The organism is Desulfosediminicola ganghwensis, assembly GCF_005116675.2.
GTDB lineage: Bacteria > Desulfobacterota > Desulfobulbia > Desulfobulbales > Desulfocapsaceae > Desulfopila > Desulfopila ganghwensis.
In genome coordinates this window covers 2,280,943-2,292,435 of sequence record NZ_CP050699.1, presented here as the reverse complement: position 1 = coordinate 2,292,435, position 11,493 = coordinate 2,280,943, and the positions used below count along the sequence as shown (strand labels likewise).

Here is an 11,493-nt window from a genome sequence, read left to right as displayed (position 1 = left end):
AGGTCTTCGCAAAAGTCAAGAACCGATCCTGAAACACTGGCGTGGCTATTTATTTTGCAGTCCAGCCACCATCGACATAAACCGTCTGGCCAGTAATATAACCAGACGCAGGTGAAGCAAGAAATATTGCAACGCCTTTCAGGTCATCAAGCTCTCCATTTCGGCCAATAATGGTTTGACGGGCAAGGGCGTCAATCACCTGCTCCTGACCATAGAGGCCTGAAGTCAAACCTGTTTTGAAAAAGCCAGGTCCAATAGCATTACATGTGATACCACTTTCATCAGCGGACCATGCCTCAGCCATAGCCCTGGTTAACTGCACTACTCCGCCTTTGGAGGCACCGTAGGGCACACTGTTTGGAAACGCACGTTCTGATTGAAGTGAGGCAATATTGATGATTCTTCCCCACCCTTTTTCTTTCATGCCTGGAATAAGGTGTCGCGCCAGAAAGAAAGGTGCCTTCAAATTAATATCAATCTGCTTGTCCCAACTATCGGTGCTGATGTTTTCCCAGGACTGCCGCATGTTAATACCAGCAGCATTCACCAGAATATCAGGTGCTCCGAAAAATGACGCCGATTTTTCTGCTGTTTCAGCCAGAGCATCCATATCAGCCACATCACAGGTTAAATACGCTGCCTTCCCGTTTATATTTAACACATCATTGACAGCATCCTTTAATGGTTCTTCTTTTCTTGCCACATGGATAACGGCAGCGCCTGCTTCGGCAAGACAGAACGCAATAGCTCTGCCAATTCCTGAGTTGCCGCCGGTAACAAGTGCAACACGACCGTTAAGGTCAAATAACTTATCAATAATTTTCATTCCGTTAAACTCCAGACAATATCTTTATATGGCCACGACACTGATTTCAGACAGGCAAATGTGGCCACAATGTTGTTACGCGCTCCCATAAATTCTTGTCATGATGCACTGACGAAGACCAGATGCCTCAACTGCGATCAAACAGCCATTTGTGGTACGGTACATCACAGTGAAAAATATCTTCAGCCGCTGTGTCGGCTTGATTTTCCTGCCTTCGCCATAACCTAAAGGCGGGCAATTCGGTCATCCCTTTAAGAAATAATTCTTTTGTTTCTGTCACGACCACACTGCCTGTATCTCCAAACAATTCCATAGGTTTATCGGCGCATTTCCTTCATTAACACAAATCTGCAGGCCGCGTATCCCCTCCGACTTCCCGTTAAGTTTGGGTAGTCGCCGGTCGCAGTTCTACACCCAGTAACATTTTATAATATATTTTATAAAATGTTGACAACACAAAAAAAACATTTTATAAAATTTTACATAACTTTAACATTTTTGTTATTTTTCTACCTGCTGACAACTGATTGGCATACATCGAATCACCAGTACCTGGGCGATAAGTTCGTGCCCGTTTTATATAACTGGGCTTTCTGAGGTTGCCTGCTGCTTGCAGACAATCAGATGTAAAAACTGAAAAAAATTGGAGGATGTATGAAACGGTTAACGATGTTGTGTTTGATGGCTCTGTTGGTTGTGACGTTCACAGTGCCGCTATCTGCATTTGCAGAAAAGACTTTGAAAATAGGCCTGGGAGACCCCATTGACTCCGATCAGGGCGTTCTGGCCTTACGTTTTAAAGATATCGTGGAAAAAGCCAGTGGTGGAAGATACAAAGTCGATATTTTCCCAGGCGGGCAACTCGGTGACGAACAAAAAATGGTCAAGGATGCCAGAAGGGGTTCCATTGATGGAGCGGTTGTGGCCATTAATAACGTCACTCCCTTTGCTAAGAAATTAGGCGTTCTGACCTTGCCATATCTCTTACAGAGCTTCGATGATGCGGTAAAAGCAACGACTGGTGATCTTGGCAATAAGTGGAGAGAAATTCTTGTTAAGGAAGCAGGTATCCGTCCCTTGGGATGGGGGTATTCTAACTTCCGCGTCCTGACCAACTCCAAAAGACCTGTCAATACACTTGCAGATCTCAAAGGGCTTAAAATCAGGGTTCCGAAGAATGCAATCATGATTGAAACCTGGAAAGCACTTGATGCGGAACCAGTGCCCATGGCATGGCCGGAGACCTTTACCGCCATGCAGCAAAAGGTTGTTGACGGGCAGGACAATCCCCATATGGTCAACTACACCATGAAGTTTTATGAAGTGCAGAATTACACCTCTGAATGCCATTATCTTTTTTCCCTGCAGCCCCTTGTTTTCGGAGAGAAATTTTTTCAATCCCTCTCCCCGGAAGATCAGGCAATGTTCACCCGGGCTGGTATAGAGGCGCAGCAGTATAATCTCATGTTCAGCCTTACCGGAGCTGAAACAGCAAAACAAAACATGATCAAAGAAGGTGTCGCATATAACGACATCGAAGATGAAGATCAGTGGGCAAAGATTGCAATGGAGAAGGTCTGGCCGAAATTTTATGACAGTGTAGGCGGAAAAGCTGCCGTGGATGAGGTTGTAACAGCACTTGGACGTTAGATTTTAATAACCTGCCCGTTACTTGCGGGCAGGTTATTACGAAAGATCGGAGTCATTTATGCGAGCCAAAACAGTTTTGAAAGTATTGGACAATTTAGAGAGCTATCTCTGTCAGATCCTGCTGGTTTTTTTTGTGTGTCTGCTCTTTTTGCAGATTGTTCTCAGGCTGGTGTTTGGCTTAATGGATACTCTGTCCCATTATATCGTTTTTTTTGACAAATATGACCTGCCTGCATCTCTGCCCTGGGGTGAAGAGCTATCACGATTCGCTTTTGTCTGGTTTGTCTATTTTGGTGCAACGTATGCGGCACGACTCGCTGCCCATAACAGGGTCACTTTCCAGTTCAAGCTGTTTCCCGAATTCGTCGGAAATATTTCGATGCTGCTGTCGGATCTTGTCTGGATTGCTTTTAACGCCACCATGATTTTCTTCAGTATCAACGTAATCAAAGAAGGGTTTCAGTATCCGGAATATTCTCCGACTCTCGACTGGATTATGGCCTATGTATTCCTGATTTTTCCTATCGCCTTCACTCTGATGACCATGCGGATTATTCAGGTAAATATAATGAAATATGTCCTGAAAATTGAAATTGCTGACGTGGATAGAATCGAAACTGAAGCATATGAAAGCATGAGTTCAAAGGATAAGGTGATGCAATGAGTGTTACAGCGGTTCTTTTCGTCTCATTTATTGGGTTACTGCTCCTCGGTGCTCCCATTACCTTATCCCTCGGCGCTGCGGCAATGGGCGGTATGCTTGTCAGCGGCAAGCCTCTTGAAGGCCTTGTTGAGATTGCCTATACCTCCGTCAATTCTTTCCCTATCATGGCCCTTCCCGCATTTATCCTTTCCGGGGCGTTGATGGAATCAGCCGGGATATCAAAACGACTGGTTGCAGTCGCCGAAGCCTTAGCGGGGCCTTTCACTGGTGGTATGGCTGCTTCCACGGTTTTGTCCTGTCTGTTCTTTGGCGCAATCTCTGGCTCAGGTCCTGCTACCACTGCCGCAGTAGGTATGTTGATGATTCCGGCAATGGTCAGGCACGGTTATGACAGAGGCTATTCCGGAGCTATTACCTCATCGTCCGGAGGTCTGGGTGTAGTCATTCCCCCGAGCATCCCCATGGTTATCTATGGTGTTACCGCATCGGAGTCGATTGCAGACCTTTTCATTGCAGGGTTTATCCCCGGTGTGATGCTGGCTGTTGGCCTCATGGGCATGAACTATTTCATATCCAGGCGCAGACAGTATGAGGGAGACGGCAAAGAGATTTCCGCCCAGGGAATTCTCAAGACAATGAGAGACGGGTTCTGGGCGCTCCTTACTCCGGTCATTATCCTGGGCGGGATCTACACCGGTTTTTTTACACCGACCGAGGCTGCTATCGTCTCGATTTTCTATACTCTCTTTGTCGGTATTTTCATCTATAAAGAAATAGAACTCGGCGGGGTCATGAAGGCCCTGGAGAGCACCACATGGATTACTGGCCGAGTGCTGATCATCATGTTCACAGCCCTTGCCTTTGGCCATCTTCTCACCCTCAATAACATTCCTGATCTCATCGCCAAGGGACTGCTGAATCTCACCGACAACCTCTACGTGATCTGGGCATTGATAATCTTTTTCCTCCTGTTCATGGGGATGTTTATGGAAACTCTGGCCACCATAATGCTGGTCACTCCTGTGCTCTTGCCCGTGATGGTCTCCTTAGGGGTAGACCCCATCCATTTTGGTGTTGTGTTGGTATGTTGCTGTGAAATTGGATTTGCCACCCCACCGCTTGGCGAAAATATGTTTATCGCCTCCGGAGTCGCACGAGCTACCCTGGAAGAGATCTCCGTCAATGCCCTGCCGTTTGTCTTTGTCAGTGTCTTTGTTGTCTTTCTCATAGCATATTTGCCAGGGCTGACCTTATGGCTGCCCAATGTTCTTAATACTGTTTTTCAGTGAATTATAGCCGGGTATCCTCACTCATACAGGTGTGACACCCAGTTTATTGCAACTCCGCAGTCAACCATACACAGATACGCCCGAAACGTTTGTACGAAGTTACCGGAACATCAATGTAATTATGACCAGGGGCTTGCTCGGCTTTGTATATAACTTGTGGTACCTGAACACCCTCGAATTTAGAGAGAATGATGTGGTACCAATTCTTTGGCGATAAGATTTGCAGCATCGAGGTACATAATTGGTACATTTTGGGAGATCATACGACAATCGGTACAAGCGAAAGCCTGAATATCAGCACCTTTTCCTACAAGCTTGTTACAGAACCATTCAAACCTGCCCTGTCTCTCCCAGCGTATCTTGTCGGCCCTTGCCAGCGCGTATGATGTCCAATGTCTAAAAGGCTCTTCTGGTCATCGGTGTCGGGATAGACCACTTGTAGCCCGTATTTAACCGGACTGAATATTGGTCCCTTTTACCCATAATGACAATTCGGAATAAGAAAATGACAACCACAATAAATGAGAATTCTCACCCTGCCCTTGTTGGGTCACTCAGGCCAGCCTCCCCTTCGGTAAAGCTCATCAACTTCAGTCCTGGACCTACATCCTTACCCAAAGCGGTCGAGGACGAGATTGCTGCCAGCTTCCAAAAACCCGGGCTCACTTCTCTCGCATTATCGCACCGTTCACCGGAGTTCCTGGATATACTCAACCACGTAACATCGTCTGTCAGACGAATCATGGAGATACCGGATGACTACGAGGTGCTGTTTACACATGGCGGCGGCCACGGGCAGTTTGCCGCCGTACCGTTGAACCTCTGCCATAACACCTCGGACGTTGCGACATACATCGTTAACGGCACGTGGACAGAGAGGGCCAGCGAAGAAGCTCAGAGGTACTGTACCGTTCAAGCCATTGATGGAAGGGACCCTCAAACGGGGGGGTATACGACCTTCCCCGAGCTGAAAGAAGAGGATATTGATCCCAAGAGTAAATACGTCTTTCTTTGCTCCAATGAGACCGTAAATGGCGTTGAGCTGCACAGGCTTCCCAGACTTCCAGAGTCGCGCCGGGAGATCCCCCTGGTCATCGATGCAAGTTCGGACTTCACAACGAAGCCGATCGATTGGCACGCCGACGGTGTTGGAGTACTCTTTGCCTGTGCGTCGAAAAATATTGGTCACCCGGGTGTCACCCTGACCATCGTGCGCAAGGATCTTCTTGGAAAAGACAAGGCATCCCCCTTCTGCCCCGGGGTTTTTAATTACACAACCAATGTGGAGGCAGACAACCTCTGGAATACCGCCGCGACCTTCAACATCGAAGTCGTGAGTTTCCTCATGGATTGGCTTGAGCGCGAAGGCGGCGTAGCGGAGAACGAGCGCCGTTCCATCGCCAAAAGCCGTATCCTTTACGATGTCATCGATAACTCTGACGGCTTCTATAGCACACCTGTGCAAGATAAAAAGTTGAGAAGCCGTATGAATATCCCCTTCAATATCAAAGGGGGGGACGAAAAATTAACCGAAGAATTTCTCATTCAGAGCTGGAACGAGGGTATAGTTGGGCTGCGCACCCTCACACCCTTTGGGGTGGGAGATTATCTCAGAGCGAGCTTGTATAATGCAATCACTGAAGAGGACGCCGCCGCCCTCGCTGATTTCATGCAACAGTTCGCGAGCAAATATTCGGCGTAGCCGATCGTGCATCATGGTGGTAAAAGTATAATTTCCTTTGAGAAATATATTATACCATTCAAGGTGCTTACCAGATTTTTTTTGGGTCGCGGCTTTCCGGAGACACAAGACTGTTTCCTGGTGACAGGACCTGTTCACAGGTCCTGTCACTGGCATGGCACGCATAAAAAGAGCAGGGGCCCTGGATTTCCAGCCCATACATTCCATTGAAATTAATTGGGATTTTACAGTCTGCTAACATTCTGCCTCTTAACCTTCCGGGAGGGACAAGCGAAGATGTCGGAACACGTATTTACAAAGGATTTCACCAAACAGGAGCCCATTTGTGAGGAAGGGATGGGAAAAGCTCTCGACATTCTCAGGACCGGCAGACTCCACAGGTATAATGTCAATAGCGAAGAAAAAGGTGATGTTGCTCTCCTGGAAGAAGAATTTGCAGCATATCTGGGTAAGAAATACTGTCTTGCCTGCGCATCCTGCGGGAGCGCCATGTATCTGGCTCTGAAATCTCTGGGTGTACGCCCCGGGGATAAAGTTTTGTGCAATGCCTATACCTTAGCCCCCGTTCCGGGAGCAATAGAAAACGCAGGTGCAGACATAGAACTTGTCGAGATAACAGAAGACTACACCATTGACCTTGATGACTTGGAAAGCAAGGCCGGGGAAGCGAAATGGTTTATGCTCTCTCACATGAGGGGGCACATTACAAATATGGACCGGGTTATGGAGATCTGCAAGACCTATGACCTGACCCTCATCGAGGATTGTGCCCATACCCTCGGGGCATCATGGAACGGCAAGAAATCTGGATCGTTTGGCAAGGTAGGCTGCTTTTCCACCCAGACTTATAAACATATCAATTCCGGAGAAGGCGGACTGCTTGTGACCGATGATCCCGAGGTTATTGCCCGGGCTATCTTCCATTCAGGGTCATATATGTTATATGAACGTCACACTGCACGACCGGACAGGGATGTGTTTGAATGCATAAAAAGTATAGTTCCTAACTATTCATGCCGTATGGATAACCTTCGGGCGGCCATACTGCGGCCTCAATTGCGGAAGCTGGATGGGCAATGTGCACGTTGGAACAGGCGCTACCGGATTCTGGAGAAAGGGCTGAATGATATTAATGGAATAAGCTGCCCGAGAAGAGACCCCAGGGAATCGTATGTGGGAAGCTCCATCCAGTTTTCTTTGGATGTCGAAGATAAAGAGACCATAAAAACGTTTCTCCAGGCCTGTTTAGACCGGGGTGTTGAGCTCAAATGGTTCGGCAACAAAGAGCCTGTTGGGTTTACTAGTGTCTATTCAAGCTGGGAGTATTTTAGCGAAATCCCTTCTCTTCCCCGTACAGATCGTATTCTCAGTACTATGTGTGATATGCGTGTTCCGCTTACATTTAGTGAAGAGGATTGTAAAATAATTCTCGACATTATAAAAAGTGTCGCTCATACTGTGCCGCTGTGAGCCAATAGCCCAGGACATTTGCTGCTGAAATCACTCTGATTTCTCAATAAGATCAATCGACTGCAGTGACAAGAAAAGCGGTGGCATTAACCGAATATTGAAAAAATGCAATAAACACCATTCTAAAATTTAAAAAAGGTATTGTAATGGAAAGCACTAAGTCTTCCATGAAATCACTGAAAGCGTATGAGATTATACGGGACATGATCCTGAGGGGCGAAAAACTGCCAGGTTCCCGTCTTATCTTGTACGATCTTGAAGAGGAACTGAACATAGGGCGTGGTCCAATCAGGGAAGCTTTAATGAGGCTCGATCGAACCGGACTGATAAAAAATATTCCGTATAAAGGCGCTATTGTCGGGACACCTCCCACCGAGAAGGAAATATTTCACATTTTTGATCTGCGAATAGATTTAGAGGCTAAACTTGCTGCTGAAGCAATGGAAAACATAACCGATGCGGATATCCTTAAACTTGAGGAACTCCATGTTGCCATGCAGCAGACCCCCAAGAATCATCACCACCTGGATAGCAATTTTCATTTTCTCATTTATGATGCTTCAAACCTCCCTCACTTATGCAATATTGCCAGGACATTAAGAGGGGCAGTGGAGAGTGTACTCAATATTTATCGACGAGATAAAGAGCACTCCGTGAAATTCAATAAAGAGCATGATTTAATTATCGAAGCCCTAAAAAACCAGGACCGCGAGGGACTTAAAAAGTCTATTGCAATCAATATTGAAAGTGGGCTGGAGATCATCAAAGAAACATATGCCACAATAGTCAGAATGCCTTATTAAAAGCACTTCAGAATAGCAAGAGTGGTCCTTTCCCCTCACCGTTTCCACCACAAAAGCTTTTCACGCAATACTCCAGTGAACTATTGGAAGTTCCATCTATTCCGGTAAGATAAAATTAATCTTGAAATGGCGATCATTGAGTATTTTGAAAACAAAATGATACAGGAAACCAATTAGATGGCAAGCAAATGATAATGTTCATGGCAATCCAAGTATCTCCTGAACGGGGGTGGTTGGGATTGCCACGGGCATTATGAGGCAAAGACTTGATTTGTCGACCTGGGTATGACTCTATTGGCTTGAGCTAGAATGCTTTGTATATTCCAACGATATATTGGTGACTGGCATGCCCTTGAATATGGCCCCAGCTCCTAAAGGAGCCGGGTTTCAATATTTGGCAGGTTGAATTCAAAAATAATATCACACCTCCAGTCAAAGGCCTCTCAGCAATCTCCGGCGATTTATGCTCCAACTCAATTGGCGTACCATGCACCTCGTACCCCCTTCCGCCTACCTGATTTATCTGCGTGAAATCAAACCCAACCCGGGAGACCTGGCTGTCTTGTGAGTAAAGAGTTAAAAGTCTGCCAGGCACGATTCGCTGTGACTGCCCTACCGAACACGTATTTGTCTTTTTCTGCTAATCACCAGCATTCTATGCGGCTGGTTCAACAATCAAATCACCATCCATGTATCTGGCTGAAATTACGCTTCTAATAGCTCTGAAAAAAAAGCTTTTTGCTCATACAGGAAATGGTAATTTTAAGAAAACATTATTATTTTATTGCACTATTGCTCAGGACGAGTATATTAATCCTGACAATCCTACAAAGTAGAAGTTAAATTCCTTTATGTTCTCCTCGTAAACCTCGTTTATGTCTTAGCGTAGTTCGCAACCATAGAAGTTTATACTGTTTACTTAAACAGGAATCAGTATGAAGGTGTACTTTTGATGACCGTTCTGCATCTGGTCAATAGCTGTTGATTTACACTCAGGTTCCACATTGAACTGAGTTTCGCAGTTGATCGGCGCTCACCCATTGTACGCACTTTCAAGCCTTGGTAAGCCTTGGCTACACACTATAAGATCTCAACGGAGTTTTAATGAGTTTCGAGCATTTTCGGTTTCACCCTTCCATCACTAGCAACATATCCTCCTGTGGTTACACCACCCCAACACCTATACAAGAAAAAACAATACCGCCGATCCTCGCGGGTCAGGATGTTCTTGGGCTTGCCCAAACCGGTACCGGCAAAACTGCAGCTTTTGTCTTACCGATACTGCAGAAACTGATAACAGGATCATCCAAAAAAACACGGGCAGTAATCATCGCCCCCACACGAGAATTGGCACAACAGATTCATGATACAATCACCAGTATGACAAATGGGACTGCACTTCGCAGTGTCGTCGTATATGGCGGTGTAGGAAAGCAACCCCAAATAAAAGCAATTCGTTCCGGGGTTGACATAATCGTAGCCTGTCCGGGACGTCTTCTTGATCTCCTCAAAGAGCAGGGTATTTCACTTCGGGACGTGGAAACATTTGTTCTTGATGAAGCAGACCATATGTTCGACAAAGGTTTCCTCCCTGATATTCGTCGAATCATCAAGCAGTTACCAAACAAAAGGCAGTCTCTGGTTTTTTCCGCTACTATGCCCAAAGCAATCAGACACCTTATCGAAGAGATTCTGGTAGACCCATGTACCGTTCAGATCGATCACGCATTACCTGCGGCAACGATCTCCCATACCCTCATCAATGTCGGGAAAGCACAGAAGACCTCTCTACTCAAAAATCTGTTGACCAGGCAGGAAATGACGAGCACCGTGGTATTTACCCGAACCAAGCATAAGGCGAAAAATCTTGCATTACAGCTTGAAAAAGCAGGCCTCAAAGCAGCCTCTATCCAGGGTAATCTTTCCCAGCAAAGTCGTCGACGTGCAATGGATGGCTTCCGTGACGGCACCTACAGGATTCTTGTCGCAACAGACATTGCTGCACGTGGAATAGATGTATCCGGCGTTTCCCACGTAATAAACTACGACGTGCCTGATACAGCAGAAACATATACCCACAGAACCGGACGGACTGGGCGTGCTAAAAAAAGCGGTAGTGCCATCACTTTCGCCGACAGAGATGATCGTATAATTATTTCTCTTATCGAAAAAAATCTCGGTAAAAAGATGAATCTTGAACAGATCGAATCTTTCGGTGACGTCAAAGATAATACAACAAACCCAAAGGGTACCTCAGCCCCTTACAGAAAGACTAGCCAGAAAAGGCATCCGGCTCGTACTGCTCCGAGAAAGAGCAATCGAAGCAAGGCTACGTCCTTTGACTTTGGAATCAATAGTCTTTCAAGCTGAGAATAAAAACATTCCATCCGGAACAACCGGATGACCGGCCAAGCCACAACTGATGGCATGGCTTTTAACAAAAGGTTCCCAAGGGAACCAGGTACACAGGAGTATCACAAAATGGTTGAAGGAACAGTTAAGTGGTTTAACGATGCTAAAGGTTTTGGTTTTATTGAGCAAGATGGCGGCAAAGATGTATTTGTCCACCATACAGCAATTCAGGCTCAAGGCTTCAAGACCCTAGAAGAAAATGCACGCGTGAGCTTCGAGATTGTAGATGGTCCGAAAGGACCAGCCGCAGCGAATGTAGTCCAGCTGTAATAGCTGTCGTACAAAGTAAAGACCCTGCCTGGCAGGGTCTTTACTTTGTACATTCTTGGCAGCAATTGAATTAAACTTTCCCGAGGAAAATCATGGCCAGAAAAGCAAACTATTCATTTGAAAAGCGCCAAAAGGAACTGGAAAAGAAAAAGAAAAAAGAGGATAAGAGGCAGCGCAAGCTAGATAAACAGAACAGTCCGGAAGAGGATCAGGAGAACACCTCCACCACAGAATCCAAAAATTAAGAACTGATCGACCTATACAAAATACAGCTTTTACCAGAACTCTCTTATCTTCCTGCCGCCTGAGAGTCTATAAATAAAATTATCTAACTGCTTACAATCAATTTACTTCGACCTGAAAAGTAACTGGTGCAGTCTCTGGCCGCGGACTTGGCCAAGTACCTC

General features: G+C 46.1%; 11 protein-coding genes. 9 read left to right on the top strand and 2 right to left on the bottom strand.

Annotation, left to right across the window (positions count from 1 at the left end; all coding sequences use genetic code 11):
* Window positions 1–49: 49 nt before the first annotated feature.
* Together FCL45_RS09665 and FCL45_RS09660 are read right to left on the bottom strand one after the other, a co-directional pair.
* Window positions 50–826 (bottom strand): SDR family NAD(P)-dependent oxidoreductase, encoded by a 777-nt coding sequence (locus FCL45_RS09665; protein ID WP_136798847.1) that lies wholly within the window; start codon window positions 824–826, stop codon window positions 50–52.
* A gap of 127 nt (window positions 827–953) precedes the next feature.
* A complete protein-coding gene (locus tag FCL45_RS09660) occupies window positions 954–1,139 on the bottom strand; it encodes a hypothetical protein (protein ID WP_136798848.1) in 186 nt (61 codons plus the stop codon).
* 341 nt (window positions 1,140–1,480) lie between these two features.
* Here FCL45_RS09660 and FCL45_RS09655 point away from each other — a divergent pair, with 341 nt between their 5' ends.
* The 9 genes from FCL45_RS09655 to FCL45_RS09615 all read left to right on the top strand — a co-directional run bounded on the left by FCL45_RS09655 (window position 1,481) and on the right by FCL45_RS09615 (window position 11,331).
* Window positions 1,481–2,476, top strand: a complete 996-nt coding sequence (locus FCL45_RS09655; protein ID WP_136798849.1) for a TRAP transporter substrate-binding protein — start codon at window positions 1,481–1,483, stop codon at window positions 2,474–2,476.
* A gap of 58 nt (window positions 2,477–2,534) precedes the next feature.
* Window positions 2,535–3,140 carry a TRAP transporter small permease gene (locus tag FCL45_RS09650; RefSeq protein ID WP_136798850.1) on the top strand — a complete coding sequence of 202 codons (606 nt, stop codon included), beginning with the start codon at window positions 2,535–2,537 and terminating at the stop codon, window positions 3,138–3,140.
* Window positions 3,137–4,429 carry a TRAP transporter large permease gene (locus FCL45_RS09645; RefSeq protein WP_136798851.1) on the top strand — a complete coding sequence of 431 codons (1,293 nt, stop codon included), beginning with the start codon at window positions 3,137–3,139 and terminating at the stop codon, window positions 4,427–4,429. The genes FCL45_RS09650 and FCL45_RS09645 overlap by 4 nt, the downstream gene beginning before the upstream one ends.
* A gap of 505 nt (window positions 4,430–4,934) precedes the next feature.
* A complete protein-coding gene (serC, locus tag FCL45_RS09640) occupies window positions 4,935–6,131 on the top strand; it encodes a 3-phosphoserine/phosphohydroxythreonine transaminase (RefSeq protein ID WP_167495848.1) in 1,197 nt (398 codons plus the stop codon).
* A gap of 276 nt (window positions 6,132–6,407) precedes the next feature.
* Window positions 6,408–7,601 (top strand): DegT/DnrJ/EryC1/StrS family aminotransferase, encoded by a 1,194-nt coding sequence (locus FCL45_RS09635; protein WP_136798853.1) that lies wholly within the window; start codon window positions 6,408–6,410, stop codon window positions 7,599–7,601.
* Window positions 7,602–7,747: 146 nt separating this feature from the next.
* The gene (locus tag FCL45_RS09630) at window positions 7,748–8,404 is read left to right on the top strand and encodes a GntR family transcriptional regulator (RefSeq protein WP_136798854.1); all 657 of its coding nucleotides are present in this window, start codon (window positions 7,748–7,750) and stop codon (window positions 8,402–8,404) included.
* Between the two features lie 1,104 nt (window positions 8,405–9,508).
* Window positions 9,509–10,774 carry a DEAD/DEAH box helicase gene (locus FCL45_RS09625; protein ID WP_136798855.1) on the top strand — a complete coding sequence of 422 codons (1,266 nt, stop codon included), beginning with the start codon at window positions 9,509–9,511 and terminating at the stop codon, window positions 10,772–10,774.
* A gap of 111 nt (window positions 10,775–10,885) precedes the next feature.
* On the top strand, window positions 10,886–11,086 hold the full coding sequence (locus tag FCL45_RS09620; protein WP_136798856.1) for a cold-shock protein: 201 nt from the start codon (window positions 10,886–10,888) through the stop codon (window positions 11,084–11,086).
* A gap of 92 nt (window positions 11,087–11,178) precedes the next feature.
* Window positions 11,179–11,331 (top strand): hypothetical protein, encoded by a 153-nt coding sequence (locus tag FCL45_RS09615; RefSeq protein ID WP_167495849.1) that lies wholly within the window; start codon window positions 11,179–11,181, stop codon window positions 11,329–11,331.
* Window positions 11,332–11,493: the final 162 nt, after the last annotated feature.

What these genes read in the sequence shown, in the direction of transcription:
- FCL45_RS09665 (WP_136798847.1), bottom strand. Translation starts at nt 826, where the DNA reads ATGAAAATTATTGATAAGTTATTTGACCTTAACGGTCGTGTTGCACTT.
- FCL45_RS09660 (WP_136798848.1), bottom strand. Translation starts at nt 1,139, where the DNA reads ATGGAATTGTTTGGAGATACAGGCAGTGTGGTCGTGACAGAAACAAAA.
- FCL45_RS09655 (WP_136798849.1), top strand. Translation starts at nt 1,481, where the DNA reads ATGAAACGGTTAACGATGTTGTGTTTGATGGCTCTGTTGGTTGTGACG.
- FCL45_RS09650 (WP_136798850.1), top strand. Translation starts at nt 2,535, where the DNA reads ATGCGAGCCAAAACAGTTTTGAAAGTATTGGACAATTTAGAGAGCTAT.
- FCL45_RS09645 (WP_136798851.1), top strand. Translation starts at nt 3,137, where the DNA reads ATGAGTGTTACAGCGGTTCTTTTCGTCTCATTTATTGGGTTACTGCTC.
- serC (WP_167495848.1), top strand. Translation starts at nt 4,935, where the DNA reads ATGACAACCACAATAAATGAGAATTCTCACCCTGCCCTTGTTGGGTCA.
- FCL45_RS09635 (WP_136798853.1), top strand. Translation starts at nt 6,408, where the DNA reads ATGTCGGAACACGTATTTACAAAGGATTTCACCAAACAGGAGCCCATT.
- FCL45_RS09630 (WP_136798854.1), top strand. Translation starts at nt 7,748, where the DNA reads ATGGAAAGCACTAAGTCTTCCATGAAATCACTGAAAGCGTATGAGATT.
- FCL45_RS09625 (WP_136798855.1), top strand. Translation starts at nt 9,509, where the DNA reads ATGAGTTTCGAGCATTTTCGGTTTCACCCTTCCATCACTAGCAACATA.
- FCL45_RS09620 (WP_136798856.1), top strand. Translation starts at nt 10,886, where the DNA reads ATGGTTGAAGGAACAGTTAAGTGGTTTAACGATGCTAAAGGTTTTGGT.
- FCL45_RS09615 (WP_167495849.1), top strand. Translation starts at nt 11,179, where the DNA reads ATGGCCAGAAAAGCAAACTATTCATTTGAAAAGCGCCAAAAGGAACTG.